The sequence below is a fragment of the Alteromonas sp. PRIM-21 genome, from assembly GCF_027563165.1.
Lineage (GTDB): Bacteria > Pseudomonadota > Gammaproteobacteria > Enterobacterales > Alteromonadaceae > Alteromonas > Alteromonas macleodii_A.
In genome coordinates this window covers 623,308-641,483 of the sequence record NZ_JADOEK010000001.1, presented here as the reverse complement: position 1 = coordinate 641,483, position 18,176 = coordinate 623,308, and the positions used below count along the sequence as shown (strand labels likewise).

Sequence of the window (18,176 nt, the reverse complement as noted above, 5' to 3'; positions counted from 1 at the left end):
CGCTTCACAGCCAAAGTTACCCAATACTGTCGCCGCATGTATTGTTAGCGATATTTGTAACTTTAATAAACACTGGGCTTTGCACTTTAATTAAGGTGCAAAGCCCTTAAGCTGCTACTGATTTTGCATCTAGCGCTATCTTAAGCTGTAACGTTACATCATTTTGCACAACGGGCTTTGCCAGAAAGTCCTGCATTCCCGCGTCGCTGCAGCTAGCTTTATCTTCGGCTGTCGTGTTAGCGGTAACCGCAATAATTCGGCCGTGCTTAGGCATTAGGTTTTCTTGAAGTATTATTTTCGTTGCACTTACGCCATCTAATACCGGCATAGCACAGTCCATAAAAATGATATCGTACTTTTTGGCTCTTGCCATTTGTACTGCGACTTCTCCGTTTTCCGCTTCATCGGGTAGGTAATTAAACTTTTCTAGCATAGAACCTAAAACCAGGCGATTTATGTCGTTATCGTCCACTACTAATATGTTTAAAGGTACACTTAAAAGCTCAGAGGACAATTCCACATCGCCAGTGGCTTTTTCATTTAATGACGCCATTTCAATGGGTATAGCCACGTCAAAACAGGTTCCCTTACCCACACTTGAGCGCGCTTCAAGCTCACCGCCCATTTTGTCAACGAGTTGGTTTACTATAGATAAACCTAACCCGTTGCCGTTTAGCTCTTCTGACGCGCTGCCGGTATCATTCTGAAACGGCCTGAAAATCCGTGACAAAATATCATCGCTCATGCCTACGCCAGTGTCTTCAACTGAAGCAAGTAGAATGGGAACCTCACCTTGATGTTTTAGCGTAACCTGCACTGAAATATAGCCTTTAGCAGTGAACTTTACGGCATTCGACAACAAGTTAGTTATTACCTGACTTATTCTTGCGGCATCGCCATGTACATAGGTCTTTTCGTCAAAAGACAGCACAGCGTAAAGCCGCACGCCTTTTTCAGCACATTTAGTTTTAAACACATCGACAATGTCTTCGCACAAGGAGCGAACGCAAAAATCGCTGTGTTTTAGGCTAAATTCCCCGTTGATAATTGATGTATAATCAAGCACATCGTTTATAAGCGATAACAAACGATCGGCGCTGTGTAGCGCAATGTCAGCTTTTCTAATTCTTACGTTGTCTTTCGTTTCAAACTTTATAGCTTGAAGCATGCCGGTGATGCCGTTCAAGGGCGTTTTTAGCTCGTGGCTGATTCTAGATAGCAACATACCGCGCTCTTTCGAGGCGGCTTCTGCCTCTTTGCGTCGCGCATCCAACTCTAACCTGAGTTGAACCGATTTATTCACATTTTGACACGTTCCAAACAAGCGAATGCACTTCCCATGCTTCATCTCTGCCATACCGTGGGTTTCTATCCACACCGAATTACCTTTTGCAGTGATAAGTTCGAGGGTTGCGCTCCATGGCTCACCGGTCTCGATAGTGTGAGAAACAATACGGCTTATTTCATTTCTATCAAACCCTTCTTTATAGAAGCTGATTGCCGTATCTAGCGTAGGCATGTAGCTATCGTCCACCTCGTGTATTAAACGAGTTTGGGATGACCAGGTTAACTCGTTGGTAATAAGGTCGACTTCCCACGTACCAACATTCGCTACGTTTTGTAGTTTTTCATACAGCGTGTTTTGCGTTGATTCAGCTTTTTCTATATGAAACTTGTTCAAAGTAACGGACAACCACTCGTCGAGCAACGCCACTTTATCCAAGTTACTTGGCTGGTCTGGGCATGCATTGATGAACACTAAACAGACGTATCCGCCATCGAGCTTTTGAACCTGGCCCCTAATGTATTTTTCCGCGCTGAAATAGGTGGTAAACCACTGCTTAAATGCTAGAGAACACTTAGCACTGCTTACGGGAAAACAATTGTCCACTGGCGTGCAGTTTGCGAACGAAGGTATAGATTTAAAACTGGGAGGGTAAGCAGATGAGGCTTTGACTAGGATGTTGACGGTATCCTCTTCGAGGTGCAATAGCAGCGCTTGGAAAATCCCAAGCGAGTCACAACCACGCTGTAGTAACTGAGTTAGCGATGCTTTTAGCTGCTCTTCCAGCTTCACATTCAAACTCGATTGCTCGTCGAAATAAACCATTGCTCTTTACCTAAGCCTCAAACGTGTACCAGAGTGGTACTATCCGCTGCTATCAAAAATTTTGGGAATAGTACGTCATTACATTTGATGATAGCGTGCAAGCAAGACTTGCGACATTAAACAATAGGATAGTTTACGGCCTTACCTATATTTAACCTTTTGCTTGATTTCGGCCTAATTCTTTAGCTTCAAATAACGAGACATCAGCGTCTTCAATTAAGGCTGCAATGTTGTCTTGAACAACTTCCGTTGCTTTCCAAACCGCAAAACCTGCGCTGATAGAAACCCGATTTTGAATGCCTTTGCCGTGGGGTATTTTCGCTTCGGCCACAGCAGTTACTAACTGGTTTGCCACAAGCTTAGTACCTTTATAGTCGTTATAAGGAAGAATAACTAAAAACTCTTCACCGCCGAAGCGTATCACAGCATCTTTAGGTCTTTTCACGGTATCAGAGACTATTTTCGCCACTTTTTGAAGACACAAGTCACCTTCAAGGTGTCCATAGGTATCGTTAAAGAGTTTGAAATAATCGATATCGATCATTATTGCCCCTACCGACCCCTTGTCTCTGGCTACCTGCTTTACCAATAAAGGAATTTCCTTGGTCAGGTACATTCTATTGTAAAGTCCAGTAAGCTGGTCGTGAAATGTCATCATTTCAAGGAACTCGGTACGCAGCTTGTTTTGAAGATGTGTTTTCACTCGGTGAGTTAGCGTTGACGCGTTTACTGGTTTCATCACAAAGTCAGATGCACCTACTTCCCAGCACGCGTTTTCACTCTCAATATCCATGGTAGATGTGACGAATATAACTGGAATATCTTTGGTTTCTGGAGTCGCTTTTAGTGTTGCACACACCTCAAGACCACCTATATCAGGCATATTCATGTCAAGTAAAACCAGATCGGGTAGCGATTCGGCACAGTAGGAAATAGCAGCGCTGCCAGATTCGACCGTTGTGCAATGAAACTCTGCTTCAAGTATCGACTGTAATAGCATTCGACTCATTGGCTCATCGTCGACAATAAGTACATTGCACTGTGAGTAGGGTTTAATTTCTTTTCTGTCCATTGTTTTTTCTAATGCGAACTGCTAGCGGAACAAGCGCTCTAGCATTGTAATATATGGCTTTTTTAATAATTATAGCGTTGCTATACAGTCTAACACCTAAAAGGAAGATGTATATTGAAAAGGTTAACTTTAGATACGCTATAGGTATTAGGAAAAACACCTAACAAGCGATGAATGGAAATAAATAAGATAGCCGCCTTCAATCAGGCGACTTCTTCATTACCAATAAATTGCGCAAAAAAATCGTCAATGGCTATGGGACGACACATAAAATAGCCTTGCCCCTGATGACAGCCTAGCGCTTTTAACTCATTAAAGTGTGATTGGGTTTCTATGCCCTCTGCTACGATAGTCAGCTCCAAGCTTAAAGCTAAATGTACGATAGCGGTGACAATATCGTGAGCTTGCTGCTCCTTATCCATATCAATAACAAAGGACCGGTCTATTTTTAGCACGTTCAGAGGAAATTGACGTAGATAAGATAAACTTGAATAACCCGTTCCGAAATCATCAAGAGCTAAAGTGACACCTAGCGACGTCAACTTGTTGAGGATATCACGTGTTTGCTCAAAATCGTGCATTAGCGCCGACTCTGTCACTTCAAGCTCTATTGAACTGGCTTCAATGCCCGTTGCGTGAATGATTTCTGCAACTTCATCCGCAAACCCGGGGTTTGCTAGCTGTTTGGCAGCCACGTTCACCGCTACTTTAAAGTGCTTGCCTCGTTCATTACAACGAGCAATGAACTCACAACTTTTCCGAAGCACCTGTTTACCGAGCTGGTGTATAAGTCCGGTTTCTTCGGCGAGGGGAATGAATTCGTCAGGTCCTATTACATTGCCGTTTTCATCGAACATTCTAACTAAACTTTCAGCGCTGAATACTTCGCCGCTATTAAAGTCGTATTTTGGCTGAAGATAGATCGCTAAACTGTTGTTTTCAATTGCCTGTCTAAGCTTAATCTCCATTTCGACCCTATGATGCATAGCATGTTGTAAGTCTTTTGAGAAAAAGCTGAACGTGTCTTTGCCTTTTGATTTCGACCGATACATTGCGGAATCAGCATGGCGCATCATTTCCTCTGCGTTCACTGCATCCTGTGGGTACAGGCTTATTCCTATGCTTAGGCTCAACCTATGAGACTTTCCATCTATCTCTATAGGTACTCTACCTGCCTGCAGACAAGCCATGGCAATACTATCTGCACTAAATCCAGAGCCTATATCTGATAAAAGACAAGCAAACTCGTCACCGCCTACACGTGCCAGGGTCGCGCTGTGCCCTAGCGTGTCTGCAAGACGCTTTGCTACCGTCGATATGACAAAATCACCGACCTGATGCCCTAGGCTATCGTTGAGGTATTTAAAGTTATCGATGTCTATTAGCAGTAGCGCGATGCTTTGCTTACTAGTAAAACTTCGCGCTATAGCCTGGACGATGCGGTCGTGAAGTAACACACGGTTAGGCAAACCTGTAAGCTGATCATGGTTGGTTAAATGCGTCATCTTCACCGCCATTTCTACGGCTTCAGAGACATCCTGAAAAACCATAACAGCCCCATTAATATTACCTTCATCGTCCACAATTGGAGATGCCGTATCTTCAACCCTAAAAATTTGCTTGTGCTTACTGACAAGGGTTGCGTTATACGACATTGCCACAGGGCGTTTCACCTCTAGCGCGTAAAGAGCGGGGTTTAACAGTGGTTCACGGCTTGATGCATCGCGCAGATTCATTACTTCATCAATAGGCTTGCCTAAAGCATCCTGCACACTGTATCCGGTAAGCCTTTGTGCCACGGGGTTTATGAATGTGATATCACCCGCAGCGTTAATTGAAATTACACCATCAGCTATGGATTTCAATGTTATGGCTAGTTGTTTTTTTTCCGCCTCGAGCTCTTGGTTAACTTTCTTCAATAAGTCTTTTTGAGATTGAAGCGTGAGATGGTTCCTGACCCTCATTCGACACATTTCTATATCGATAGGCTTTGAGATAAAGTCTATCGCACCGAGCGACAAGGCGTTGTGTTCGTTTTCAGCGTCGCTATGAGAGGTAACGAAGATAACAGGAATTGAAGCGGTACTTGAACATGCTTTGAGTTGCTTACACACATCAAAGCCAGAGAGCTCAGGCATGCTTATATCTAAGACTATCAAGTCAGGCTGATGTGACTGTATGACAGAGAATGCTGTCGCGCTTTGTGAGACCGTAACCACTTCTGCTAGAGACGCTACGGCATTTCGCAATAACGTCAGGGTTGTTGGTTCATCGTCAATGATGACTACTTTCTGTGTCTCATATTCCATGAGAAATACCACACTACATTATAAACTCCTTATGTAGTATCGTCCGACATACGCAAAAAAACATTAACCTTTAGTCTAATTCAGATACTAAAAGCGCATCAAAAATGATAACTCATTGACTGCAATACTTTAGGTGACGCACAATTAACATACTATTAAACCCTGTACTAATTGCTTGGTGATAAGAATGGATACGTTACATACGCATAAGGCGCTTCCAAAAGAACAATTATGGAATAAAGATGCTGCTCTAAGCAGGCTTGGGGGTAACGAAGGGTTACTAAACCGCATTGTGGAAATGTTTTTAGCTCAAATAACACAGAAACAAGAAGCCTTACAAAAAGCCGCAACTGAGTTAGACGTGGATGCAGTTAAATTTTCAAGTCATGCGATGAAGGGTGTATCAGGGGATGTAGGGGCTGATGCTATTCGAGAAAAAGCGTCATCTATTGAAAATAAAGCCAAACAAGGTGATTTAACAGAAATAGCTTCAGACATAGAAGAACTAAAAAGCTTAATTGAGCAAACGCTCATTGTTATGCAACCTTAAGGCGAAGCGAGCTTATTGAGACTTCCATTGATAAGCTCGCGCTAGTTTTTAAGTCTTGCTTTTGCAGGTCGCTTACATAGCCCCAGTTACTTGTTTGATAAGTGCGTTTTTCTTTTCTTCTGGTAAGAAACTTGCCTTAAAACTGTTTGCGGCCAGCATGCGAATCGTATCCTCATCTATGTTTAGCGACGTATGAAGCGCTTCAAAGTTTTCATTCAAAAAACCACCAAAATAGGTGGGATCGTCAGAATTAACCGTTACTAATAAGCCAGCATCTAACAGCTGCACGATATTGTGCTCTTTCATATCATCAATTACGCATAGCTTTAAATTACTTAGTGGGCATACGGTAAGCGGTATTTGCTTTTCTTTTAGAAGTGCCATTAGCGCCTGATCTTCCTGGCAGCGTACGCCATGATCAATGCGGTCTACGTCAAGTAATTCAATCGCTTCCCAAATATAAGATGCCGGCCCTTCTTCCCCTGCATGAGCAACAATCTTAAAGCCTAAAGACTTCGCTTTTTTGAAAACCCGCTCGAATTTAGACGGGGGGTGACCAAGTTCAGAACTATCGAGGCCCACCGCCGTGATATGCTGATAGTAAGGTTTCGCTGCATCTAGTGTTTCGAAAGCTTCGCTTTCCGGCAAATGTCTTAGGAAAGACATGATTAGGTAGCTACTGATGCCAAATTCGCTTTCTGCTTTTTGTATAGCACGTAAAAAGCCAGGCATAAACACATCAAAACCTATACCCCGCTCAGTATGGGTTTGAGGGTCAAACATGATTTCTGTATGAACGATATTTTCTTCAGCGCACCGAGATAAGTATTCCCACATCAGCGTAAAGAAATCATCTTCATCTCTTAATACTCCTGCCCCAGCGTAATAGAGGTCAAGAAAGCTTTGTAAATCTTTGAAATTATAAGCGGCTTCAATCTCTTCCACGCTTGCGTAAGGAAGTGATACACTGTGCTTTTCAGCTAGGCGCCACATTAGTTCAGGCGTTAAGCTACCTTCTATATGCAGATGCAGTTCGGCCTTTGGTATGTTTTTAATTATTGATGACAGCGACATGGCCCCTCACTTATTTGCACCATAATAATGCAATAGCATTTAATTGGTGCGTAATAGTTTATCTTTAATGCTATCTGTAAACGAGTTCTATTGCTCATTTAGGTTTTTGTTTGCGGTTTTTATAACATCATCTATGTTGTTTACTAACCGTTTGGCTGGCTTTGTGCTGCCTAGCTAGTGACCTTGAGTCACGCAATGATTGTTATTTAATCATTGTACTGAAATGTAAGTTAGCACAAAACACACCAACAAGTTGACTAATTGGTCAGTTTATTGCTTTCAAACGCACAAAACACTACATAAAACACAAACAGAGAACTCTAGATGTCCAACAACGTTATTGAACGGCTATTTAAGCTGCAGGAGCACGGTACAACGGTAAGAACTGAGATCATTGCAGGTCTTACTACGTTTGCGGCTATGTCTTATATCCTTGTGGTAAACCCAGGTATTTTGGGTCTTAGCGGTATGCCGGTGGAAGGTCTAATTACAGTGACAGCAGTCGCGGCCTGCATTGGCACATTAATGATGGCCCTGATGACCAACTACCCTATTGCACTAGCGCCGGGTATGGGTTTAAACGCTTTTTTTGCTTTCACTATCTGTCTTGGCCGTGAGATTCCATGGGAAGCTGCTCTCGGCATTGTGTTTTGGAACGGTATTCTCTTTTTAATACTTTCTCTTACCGGCGTGCGAACCAAAATAGCTGAATCTATCCCGCCTTCCCTTAAGATAGGCGTTCAGTGCGGTATAGGCTTATTTATTGCCTTTATCGGCCTTAAGAATGCAGGGCTTATTGTTGATAATCCAGCGACCTTTGTTCAGCTAGGTGACCTTTCTGAGCCGGCAGTCATGCTTGCTCTAGTTGGTATTATTTTTACTATAGTTCTTATGGTTAAACGCGTTACCGGCGCTATATTAATTTCAATTGTTACCCTTACTTTAATCGGTGCTTTTATCCCTACCGAAAGCGGTACGTTAACTGCTACACCATCTGCTGTTGTAGGCATGCCTGAATCTATGTCGAACACGTTTATGGCAATGGACTTCTGGTACCCTATCGACCATATCGCCGAGACATGGGACCTTATTTTCGCGCTTATGTTCGTGAACATGTTCGACACTATAGGTACATTAATAGGCGTATCTCGCAAGGCTAATTTACTAACCCCTGAAGGCAAGCTACCTAAAATAGGCTCGGCTATGACTGCCGACGCATCTGCAAGTATTGCTGGCGCAATGGTAGGCACATCGCCAGTGACAAGCTATGTTGAGTCCGCCACTGGCGTATCGTCTGGAGGAAGAACCGGCCTCACCGCTGTGGTAGTGTCTGTATGCTTTTTATTGTCGCTTTTCCTCACACCGTTAATGAAAGTCATTCCGCTAATGGCCACTACCCCAGCACTGCTAATGGTAGGCATTTTAATGATGGATTCGATTCGACATGTAGATTTCGATGACTTAGGGGCTTTGGCTACTGCGTCTGTCGCACTTATCGCTATGCCACTTACCTTCAGTATTAGTGAAGGCATTGCCCTTGGTTTCATTACCTATGTGGGTATTAAGGTGGGTACCGGTAAATTTAAGGAAGTGACCCCACTTACTTATGCATTAGCTATCGTTTTCTTACTTAGATACTTACTAGATTTAAAATAATCTAGCGGTGCGTGCGAGTGATGTTGTGCGCAACGACTTGCGTTAGATACAAAAAAGGTGGCTTAAATGCCACCTTTCTTTTTTATTGAGCAATGTGAACAAGCTATTGGTTTACTTTAAACCGTCGTATGTGAAGGTAACTGCTTTATCACCCATAAACACGATTTTCACATGTTTACTGTCTTCAGCGCCCCATGTACACGCCATAGTGCCCATTGTTTTACCGCAATTGTCAGCGGAACCTAAAATAGCTTCAACTTCGTCTTGAGACATGCCCATCTCTAACTTGTCATAGTTTTCTTTGGTTAGTTTTGAACATGCGGTCAGTGCTAGTGCACCTAAAGCAATGATGGCTAATTTTGATTTCATGGTGTTATCCTTTATCCAAATAGAAGTGAAAGCAACCTATTGGCCCCCTTATCTTCCACCTTACTTTATGTCTATTACGATGGGCGTACTGTAAACGCTATGAACGTGCCTTGTCACTACCGTCTTTAGGATGAGTGGCTACCCAGTGACGCGCAATCTGTTCTCGCGTGGCTAACCACACTTTGTCATGTGATTTCACGTACTCGATAAAACGCTTAAGCGCAGCAAGCCTTGCAGGTCGACCTATAATGCGATTGTGTAGACCAATTGAAAGCATTTTAGGCGCCTCTTCCCCTTCCTCGTACAGTACGTCAAACGCGTCTTTTAAATAGGTAAAGAACTGTTCACCACTGTTAAAACCTTGCGGCGTAGCAAAGCGCATATCGTTCGTGTCTAACGTGTAAGGCACCATAAGTAGCGGCTTGCTGTAATGGCAGTCGTAATATGGCAAATCGTCAGCGTAAGAATCGGCACAATATAAAATATCGTCACGCTCTGCTATTAGTTTAAGCGTATTAGGACTCGTTCTTCCTGTGTACCATCCTACTGGCTTCTTACCCGTTAACTGCTCGTGCAGAATAATCGCTTCATCGATTTGTTTGCGCTCATCATCTTCACTCATATCTTGATAGTGCACCCAGCGCATGGCGTGGCTGGCTATTTCCCAGCCTGAATCCATCATGGCTTTAACAGCGTCAGGATGCCGCTGCATGGCCATGGTAACGCCAAATACAGTCACGGGGATGTCGTACTTATTGAGTAAGCGATGTAAACGCCAAAAGCCTGCGCGACTGCCATATTCGTAAATTGACTCCATACTCAGGTGGCGATTTTTGTAAGCCTGCGCGCCGATAATCTCAGATAAGAATATTTCGGATGCTTCATCACCATGTAGTACACAGTTCTCGCCACCCTCTTCGTAGTTCAAGACGAACTGAATGGCTATTTTAGCGTTATTCGGCCAGTTCGCATGGGGGACATGTTCACCGTAGCCAATAAGGTCACGAGGATAAACAGATTCTGTCATACTACACCTCGAAACTTTCGGGTACCGCAAGACCGCAGCCGCCTAGCACAAGCTTAACCACTTGTTTTGTGGCGTCTTCAAAATCTGCTTTTGTCATTTTCTTACCCCGTAGTCGGGTAATTTGCGCTGAAAAATCTGCATAGTGTTGGGTGCTGGCCCAAATGGTATAAAGCAAGTATTCGCCTTCAACGGGGGGCAGCTTACCCGCATTTATCCACGCTTCGATAACCGCGAGACGACCTTTCATCCATAGTGCGTGCTCTTCATCGAAGTATCCGCTTAAATTCTGCGCCCCGTTAATAATTTCCATGGCAAAAATCTTTGAAGCCATCGGGTGAGTGCGTGACACTTCCATTTTTTCTGCAATGTAATTGGCAAGCACTTCGGCGGGGTCATCTTCTACCGTTGCTTTGTCAAAACGCGAATTCCATAATGAAAGCGTTTCTTCTAATACCGCTACGTAAAGTTCTTGTTTCGTTTTGAAATAATACAAAACATTGGTTTTTGGAAGCCCTGCTTCGTCAGCAATCTTCTGTACTGCCGTACCTTTAAAACCAAACTGCGCAAAACATTTTTCAGCGGCTTGGAGTATTTTTCTTCTATTCATAGCGCCAACACCTGCGTCAGCACTTTTTACCTTCATCATTATTATCTAAATTCCTTTGCAATCAACTTTGCAAGCGTACAGGCAGGATAAATGCTGCATGCCTTTTCGATAGGTTAGCATTTATTGCCAAGGTGTTGCTATGCTCTTAAAGTTCAGAGTTACCCACCATCTGCGCCCCTCACTAATGAAATGAGCCATTCAGAAAGTATTTATTGTGCATTTAACTTAAAACCTAGCACGAATCTTGCCTTATTCTTTTTACAAAATGATGCTTTGCTTGTTAAAGAAAACGTGGAAAGGCGTTATATAACTTTCCAATAAATCTACACAAAATCATGGCCTTTTATAACGCGGCCATTTTTTATAAGCAATAAATTGACCAAATGGTCTACTTTTCTTAGAAAAATACAGCTATATTAATGAATACAAGAATGAATATAACAAGAAGGTGTGAGTATGATTCGCTTTCTAATAAATAACGATGTTGTTGAGTTAAATGAAGCGCGAGCCGACCTCACCCTTCTACAGTTTATCCGGGAACATCGCAAGAAAACAGGCACTAAAGAAGGCTGTGCGGCAGGCGACTGTGGCGCTTGCACGGTTGTACTCGTGGAACCCGCATCATCTGAAAGCGCTACAAAACTTAGCTACCGAACCGTGAATAGCTGTATCACGCTAATGAGCGCAGTTCACGGTACGCAGCTATTGTTCGTAGAACATTTAAGCGATGGTAAACACTTACATCCCGTGCAGCAGGCGCTAGTCGACCACCATGGTTCACAATGCGGTTTTTGTACACCAGGGTTTATCATGTCGATGTTCGCTTTATACCATAGCAATTCAAAGCCTAATCGCGACCATGTGTTAAATGCTTTATCTGGCAACCTGTGCCGCTGTACTGGATACCGCCCTATAATCGATGCCACGCTTGCGGTATGCGAGCAAGCACCTGATGATAAGTTTTCCAAGCGCCAAGATCAGACTCTTGCGACATTGCTTTCTTTGTCAGGTGTGAAGCCTTCTGGTACCGGCAATATACATACGCCAACCTCGCGAGAAGAATTAAAAGCGCTTATTAAGGCGAACCCTAACGCACAGTTAGTAGCAGGCAGCACTGATCTAAGTTTGCAGTTCACCCAACAGTTAAAGAACGTAGAAACGCTAATCAGCGTTACGCATATCGATGCACTAAAACAATGCACCAAAAACGAGCATTCTCTTATTATTGGTGCAGCTGTACCGCTCAATGATGCAGCACCGCTTTTACTAAACGCATTTCCACAAGTCGCTGAACTGGTAACGCGCTTTGCGTCTTTGCCTATTCGCAACCAGGCCACAATTGGGGGGAATGTCGCCAACGCATCACCTATTGGTGATATGCCTCCTCTACTACTTGCGCTGAACGCTATGCTGCATTTGGATAATGGCGAGCGTGTTCGCACTATCCCAATTAGCACTTTCTTCACGGGTTATCGCGAAACGACACTCGCTAATGATGAATGGATAAGCGCAATAGAAATACCGCTTAAACAGCCTAATCAAGCACTGGCCGCATATAAAATATCAAAACGTTTTGAAGATGACATATCGGCGGTATGTGCAGTGTTTAACGTTGCCTTAGAAAATGGCAAGGTTCAGGCGATTACCAGTGGCTTTGGTGGTGTGGCTGCTGTGCCGTCAACCTGTGAAGCATTGGAAAATGCTCTGAAAGGTAAACAGTTCGCGAGCAAAGAATGCTTGACCCTAGGCAAGCAAATCTTATTTGATGCGTTTGCGCCTATTGATGACGTACGCGCAACAGCACAATATCGCAAAACCGTGTTAGCTAACTTGTGGCACCGCTTCTGGTTAGAAAACCAAACAGTTAACCATATTGAAACTCGGGTGGTGCAGCATGCGTAAATTAATTGATGCCCCAAATCCTTTAGAAACAAACGGCGAACAAGGTGTTGTTCACGTTTCTAAAAAGCACGAAAGTGCGACACGTCAGGTACAAGGTAGCGCCAACTACGTTGATGACGTTGTTGAACCTCAAGGTACGCTTTATGGGGCAGTCGGTGTAAGCCAGTGCGCCAAAGGTACTATCAGCTCTGTAGATCTTGACGCCGTGCGCCAAAGCGAAGGCGTTGTTGATGTCATCACCATTGATGACGTACCTGGCCATAAAGATATTGGCCCTGTGTTTGAAGGCGACCCACTACTTGCGAACGGCGAAATCAAGTTCTTCGGTCAACCGGTGTTTGCGGTACTTGCCACTTCAGTAAATCTTGCCCGACAAGCTGCGCTAAAGGGCAAAATAGAAGTAGACGCAGTTACACCTGTACTTGATGCTGAAGCCGCCCACCAGCAGCAAACATTCGTTCGTCCATTACATAGATTTGGCCAACATGCAGCCCGCGTCGACAGCACTATTGAAAAAGCTAAGTACCAGGCACATGGTTCACTAAGCATTGGCGGTCAGGAGCACATGTACCTAGAAGGCCAAGTGAGCCTTGCGATCCCCGATGAAGAAGATCGCATGAAAATCTACACCTCTAGTCAGCATCCAAGTGAAGTGCAAAAGCTAGTTGCAGAAGTGCTAGATGTTAAATTGCACCGCGTAATGGTAGACATGAGGCGTATGGGCGGCGGTTTTGGCGGTAAAGAAACCCAAGCCGCACAATGGGCTTGTATCGCTGCCCTGCTCGCTTCACGCAATCAGTGCGCCGTTAAGCTTCGTTTGCCGCGCTTCACCGATATGCACGTTACGGGTAAACGCCACCCGTTTGAAAATGAATTTGATGTGGCGTTTGACGAAACAGGTAAAATTGAAGCTACTCGCATGACTATTAATGGCATTTGTGGGCACTCTCCTGACTTGTCAGATGCTATTGTAGATAGGGCCATGTTCCACGCCGATAACGGCTACTTCCTAGGCGATAGCGATATTGTTGGTCACAGACTTCAGACCAATATGGTATCGCACACCGCTTACCGTGGATTTGGCGGCCCGCAAGGCATGATTATGGCTGAAGCCATGATTGACAAAATTGCACGGGCTATCGGCAGCGACCCGCTATCGGTGAGGAAGCGCAACTTATACGGCCCGATAACCGGTAGTTTTACTCCATATGGCATGAAGGTAGAGCACAACCTTTTACCTGATATGATTGCCGAGTTAGAAGAAAGCGCGCAGTATTGGCAGCGCCGGGACGCTATTGCAGCATTTAACCGCGAAAGCCCAGTTATTAAAAAGGGTCTAGCGCTAACGCCGGTTAAATTTGGTATTTCATTTACCGCAAAGCACTTAAATCAAGCTGGCGCTTTAGTGCACATTTATACCGATGGCAGTATTCAGGTAAACCACGGTGGCACAGAAATGGGCCAGGGCCTACACACTAAAATAGGCCAGATTGCAGCGAATGAGTTTGGTCTAGATTTGGATACTATTGAAGTCACCGCAACGCGTACGGATAAAGTGCCGAACACCTCGCCAACAGCGGCATCTAGTGGTACTGACTTGAACGGAAAAGCCGTACAAAACGCGTGTATTACTTTAAAAACCCGCTTGGCTGAATGCTTCGCCAAAAGCTTAGGTCTAGAGGGCCGCGCTGCTGATGTGAAGTTTATTAATCAACATGTTGTACTAGACGAAAACAGCATTGCTTTTACAGAGCTGGTTCAACAAGCCTATTTTGATCGTGTGTCGCTGTCTTCAAGCGGTTTTTATAAAACGCCTAAATTGCAGTACAACCGTGATACAGGCGAAGGCCGCCCGTTTTTCTACTTTGCTTACGGCGTTTCAATGAGCGAAGTCTCGGTAGATACGCTGACTGGCGAATATACGGTAGATAAAGTTAACGTTATTCATGATGTGGGCAACAGCCTTAACCCTGCAATTGATATTGGCCAAATTGAGGGCGCATTTATACAAGGTATGGGCTGGCTTACCACGGAAGACCTAAAATGGAATGAGGCAGGCAAGCTGATAAGTGAAAACATGGCGACCTATAAAATTCCTGCCATTGGCGATACGCCTAAGGAGTTTAACGTGAAGCTTTTTGGTAGAGAAAACGCTGAAGACAGCATCTACCATTCAAAAGCTGTAGGTGAGCCACCGTTTATGCTAGCGATCTCAGTATGGTGTGCCTTAAAAGACGCGATATCTAGCCTATCTGGCTATACTGTAGACCCGCAGCTAGATACGCCAGCCACGCCTGAACGCGTGTTAAACGCTGTCGCTGCAATCCAACAAGCAGCTCAACACTCAGATCAACAAACCGATAACCGAGGTGCTGCTGTATGACTCGCGCAGCCCCATCATTTCGTGCGACGCATTGGCACGAGGCAATAGCCGAGTGCCAGGAGCGTAATGAGGGCTATGTCTTAGTTACCGTTGTAGGTACAGCTGGCTCAACTCCCCGTGAGCCGGGCAGTAAAATGGTAGTCACCGCTTCGCACAGCATCGATACCATTGGCGGCGGACACCTTGAGTTTGACGCTATTGCCCGCGCCCGAGAGTTTCTTGCTAAGGGCGAAAAATGTACCCAGCTACACAGCTACCCATTAAGCAGTTCTTTAGGGCAATGCTGCGGCGGTGCAGTAAAGGTATTGTTTGATGTGTGTAATGTTCATCAGCAGCACATTGCCATCTTTGGCGCAGGCCATGTAGCAAAAGCGCTAGTGCCAATTTTGGCTCAAATGCCAGTGCGAATTTCGTGGATAGACAATCGAGAAGATTTGTTCCCATCATCACTACCTGCCAATGTGCAAAAGGTAGTGGAAGAAGCGCCTGAGAGTGAGGTAAGACACCTCGATGAGAACAGCTGGTTAATAATACTCACTCACGACCACCAATTGGACTACCGTATTACCGAACAAGCATTAAAGCAGCCTTCTCTGCCTTTTGTTGGGTTAATAGGTTCAGATACTAAAGCAAAGCGTTTTATCACTAAGCTTACCCAGCGCGGGTTTGACGACAATGCGCTAGCAAGGCTGTTCACGCCTATTGGCAATCGAGATATTCCTGGAAAGCGCCCTATTGAAGTTGCTGTTTCTATATCAGCGCAAATCATTGAACATCTTCATGCAAACCACACAGCAGTGGCTTCAGATAAGAGCGCTGAAACAAATGCTGAAGCATATACGGGTGAACACACAAAGCACCCTGCTAAAGTGGTGTAAATAGAAAAGGATACCAGCAGTGACACTTACTGAATTAAATACACTAAGCGCTGACGAAGCATTTTCTTGGTTTGAGCAATGCTGCGCGGCAAAAGCATGGATCTACCAAATGGTAGAAGCCCGCCCTTACAGCGATCAAGACGACCTGGTTAATCAAGCAAAAGATGCTTGGGCAAAATGTAGCGATGATGACTACCTAGAAGCCTTTACCGCGCACCCAATGATTGGTGACGTAGACTCATTGCGTAAAAAGTTTGCCAACACTAAAGCTATTGCTGCCGGAGAACAATCAGGTACTGCTAGTGCGTCTGAGGCCGTCTTGCATCAACTAAAAGAAGCTAATCACGCCTATTTAGACAAGCATGGGTTTATTTTTATTATTTGCGCTACCGGGCTTTCTGCGCAAACCATGCTAACAGCACTGCAAGAAAGACTGCCGAATACCACGCAGCAAGAAATATCTAATGCTGCCGCACAGCAAATAAAGATAACCCTGTTACGTATTAATAAAGCGCTTAATTAGTGCGAAGCCTTAATCGACAACCTCGGCGCTTATGCCATAGGCAACGGTAATACGAATTTAAAAAATTTTAAGGACTATAGTATGAATACGCTTTCAAGCCACGTACTCGACACCACATTGGGTAAGCCAGCGCAAGGCATTGCACTTACTCTTACATTACCTGACGGCAGCACCCTCTCTGGTGAAACCGACAGTGACGGCCGCTTTAAAAATTGGGGCGTTGATGATGGTTTTGCTGCAGGGGTTTATAACTTGCGCTTTCACTGCAAGGAGTACTTAACACAAACTCATGGCAGCAGTTTCTATCCACACATTGATATTACGTTTGAACTTGTTGAGAATGGTGGTCACTATCACGTACCACTTCTTATTTCTCCATTCGGTTTCAGCAGCTACAGGGGCAGCTAATAAACATGCAGCTTTTTCGTGCAAGCATTGCGCACTTTCCTAAACAAGCCACACAATTTGATAATGACATTGCCATTTTTAAAGATGGTGGCTTGCTAGTAGATAACAAAGAAATAAAAGACATTGGCCCGTTTAGCGACATTGCTGAACGTTACCCTGCGGCCACTGTCACAGATTTTTCGGGTAAGTGGATTTTACCGGGCTTAATAGACAGCCACCTGCATTACCCGCAAACCCAAAGTATTGCCCACTACGGTGAGCAGCTATTGAGCTGGCTTGAAAACTACACGTTTCCCACTGAAATGCAGTTTGCCGATAGCGAACACGCCGACACCATCGCAAAAGTATTTTTAAACCAGCTACTAAAGAACGGTACCACTACAGGGTTTGTATTTACTACCGTTCATAAAAGCAGTAGCCAAGCACTATTTAGCGCCGCCAGTGAAATTGATATGGCGATAGTGGCAGGTAAAGTGTGTATGGACAGAAACTGTCCAAGTGCGCTGAACGATTGCCCCGACACAGCACAAGCTGATAGTGCAGAGTTAATTGAAACTTGGCACAACAAGGGGCGTAACCGCTATGCGCTAACGCCTCGTTTTGCCCCTACTAGCACGGAAGCCCAGCTTGCCGCACTAGGAGAACTTGCCCAGCAGTATCCCGACGTATTCATCCAAACCCACTTGTCTGAAAATTTAGACGAGATTGCATGGGTAAAAAGCTTATTCCCTAACGCTGACGGCTATCTGGATGTTTACGACAGCTACAATTTGGTGCGCGAGCGTGCAGTGTTTGGCCACGGTATTCACCTTACGCCTAACGAATGGGCGCGCCTTGGCGACAGCGGCGCTACGGTTGCGTTTTGCCCTACATCTAACTTGTTTTTAGGCAGCGGGCTTTTTGATATGACCGCAGCGCGTGCGAATAAAGTACATGTTGCCATGGCTACCGATGTGGGCGCAGGTACCACATTCAACATGTTTAAGACCTATGGCGATGCATACAAGGTCAGTCAGCTGCGCAACGAGCCCATTAGCCCGCTGGAAGGGTTTTATCTTATGACCCAAGGCGCAGCAGTGGCCCATGCGCTTGATCATGAAATTGGTAACTTAAACCCAGGTTCTACCGCTGATTTTATTGTTGTAGAGCCAAGGTTCGATGAATTAACACGATTGCGTATAAAAGAAGATGCACAGTTCGATGATGTATTTTTCGCGCTTAGTATTTTAGGTGATGACCGCGCTATCGAGCAGACGTGGATAAGCGGTACCTGCCGCTACACCAAAGAAGATAAAGAGTAACAAGCTA

The 18,176-nt window shown here is 44.7% G+C and carries 15 protein-coding genes; 8 read left to right on the top strand and 7 right to left on the bottom strand.

Going from position 1 to position 18,176, the window contains the following annotated elements:
* Positions 1-106: 106 nt before the first annotated feature.
* The 3 genes from IW644_RS02800 to IW644_RS02790 all read right to left on the bottom strand — a co-directional run bounded on the left by IW644_RS02800 (position 107) and on the right by IW644_RS02790 (position 5,491).
* On the bottom strand, positions 107-2,110 hold the full coding sequence (locus tag IW644_RS02800; RefSeq protein WP_269916313.1) for a hybrid sensor histidine kinase/response regulator: 2,004 nt from the start codon (positions 2,108-2,110) through the stop codon (positions 107-109).
* A gap of 151 nt (positions 2,111-2,261) precedes the next feature.
* Positions 2,262-3,182, bottom strand: a complete 921-nt coding sequence (locus tag IW644_RS02795) for a diguanylate cyclase (RefSeq protein WP_269916312.1) — start codon at positions 3,180-3,182, stop codon at positions 2,262-2,264.
* A 203-nt stretch (positions 3,183-3,385) separates the two neighbouring features.
* Complete coding sequence (locus IW644_RS02790; protein ID WP_269916311.1) at positions 3,386-5,491, bottom strand: two-component system response regulator; 2,106 nt, start codon at positions 5,489-5,491, stop codon at positions 3,386-3,388.
* A gap of 187 nt (positions 5,492-5,678) precedes the next feature.
* On the opposite strand from IW644_RS02790, the gene IW644_RS02785 reads away from it, so the two are divergent.
* Entirely contained in the window at positions 5,679-6,041 is a 363-nt protein-coding gene (locus tag IW644_RS02785) for an Hpt domain-containing protein (RefSeq protein WP_269916310.1), read from the top strand.
* A gap of 72 nt (positions 6,042-6,113) precedes the next feature.
* Here IW644_RS02785 and IW644_RS02780 read toward each other — a convergent pair whose 3' ends face one another.
* Positions 6,114-7,115 (bottom strand): adenosine deaminase, encoded by a 1,002-nt coding sequence (locus IW644_RS02780; protein WP_269916309.1) that lies wholly within the window; start codon positions 7,113-7,115, stop codon positions 6,114-6,116.
* Between the two features lie 324 nt (positions 7,116-7,439).
* Here IW644_RS02780 and IW644_RS02775 point away from each other — a divergent pair, with 324 nt between their 5' ends.
* Positions 7,440-8,771 carry an NCS2 family permease gene (locus tag IW644_RS02775; protein WP_179983028.1) on the top strand — a complete coding sequence of 444 codons (1,332 nt, stop codon included), beginning with the start codon at positions 7,440-7,442 and terminating at the stop codon, positions 8,769-8,771.
* A gap of 111 nt (positions 8,772-8,882) precedes the next feature.
* Here the strand turns inward: IW644_RS02775 and IW644_RS02770 are convergent, their stop codons facing one another.
* The 3 genes from IW644_RS02770 to IW644_RS02760 all read right to left on the bottom strand — a co-directional run bounded on the left by IW644_RS02770 (position 8,883) and on the right by IW644_RS02760 (position 10,813).
* A complete protein-coding gene (locus IW644_RS02770; protein WP_118489607.1) occupies positions 8,883-9,140 on the bottom strand; it encodes a DUF3862 domain-containing protein in 258 nt (85 codons plus the stop codon).
* A gap of 97 nt (positions 9,141-9,237) precedes the next feature.
* Positions 9,238-10,167, bottom strand: coding sequence for an allantoinase PuuE (puuE, locus tag IW644_RS02765; RefSeq protein WP_269916308.1), 930 nt, complete (start codon positions 10,165-10,167; stop codon positions 9,238-9,240).
* Between the two features lies 1 nt (position 10,168).
* Positions 10,169-10,813, bottom strand: a complete 645-nt coding sequence (locus tag IW644_RS02760; protein ID WP_179983025.1) for a TetR/AcrR family transcriptional regulator — start codon at positions 10,811-10,813, stop codon at positions 10,169-10,171.
* Positions 10,814-11,230: 417 nt separating this feature from the next.
* On the opposite strand from IW644_RS02760, the gene xdhA reads away from it, so the two are divergent.
* The 6 genes from xdhA (at position 11,231) to guaD (ending at position 18,169) form a co-directional block, all read left to right on the top strand.
* Positions 11,231-12,676, top strand: a complete 1,446-nt coding sequence (gene xdhA / locus IW644_RS02755; protein WP_269916307.1) for a xanthine dehydrogenase small subunit — start codon at positions 11,231-11,233, stop codon at positions 12,674-12,676.
* Complete coding sequence (gene xdhB, locus IW644_RS02750) at positions 12,669-15,059, top strand: xanthine dehydrogenase molybdopterin binding subunit (protein WP_269916306.1); 2,391 nt, start codon at positions 12,669-12,671, stop codon at positions 15,057-15,059. The genes xdhA and xdhB overlap by 8 nt, the downstream gene beginning before the upstream one ends.
* A complete protein-coding gene (xdhC, locus tag IW644_RS02745) occupies positions 15,056-15,937 on the top strand; it encodes a xanthine dehydrogenase accessory protein XdhC (RefSeq protein ID WP_269916305.1) in 882 nt (293 codons plus the stop codon). Before xdhB ends, xdhC begins: the two co-directional genes overlap by 4 nt.
* A 19-nt stretch (positions 15,938-15,956) precedes the next feature.
* Entirely contained in the window at positions 15,957-16,460 is a 504-nt protein-coding gene (gene uraD / locus IW644_RS02740) for a 2-oxo-4-hydroxy-4-carboxy-5-ureidoimidazoline decarboxylase (RefSeq protein WP_269916304.1), read from the top strand.
* A gap of 81 nt (positions 16,461-16,541) precedes the next feature.
* Positions 16,542-16,868, top strand: a complete 327-nt coding sequence (uraH, locus tag IW644_RS02735) for a hydroxyisourate hydrolase (RefSeq protein ID WP_269916303.1) — start codon at positions 16,542-16,544, stop codon at positions 16,866-16,868.
* A gap of 5 nt (positions 16,869-16,873) precedes the next feature.
* The gene (gene guaD, locus IW644_RS02730; RefSeq protein ID WP_269916302.1) at positions 16,874-18,169 is read left to right on the top strand and encodes a guanine deaminase; all 1,296 of its coding nucleotides are present in this window, start codon (positions 16,874-16,876) and stop codon (positions 18,167-18,169) included.
* Positions 18,170-18,176 lie beyond the last annotated feature (7 nt).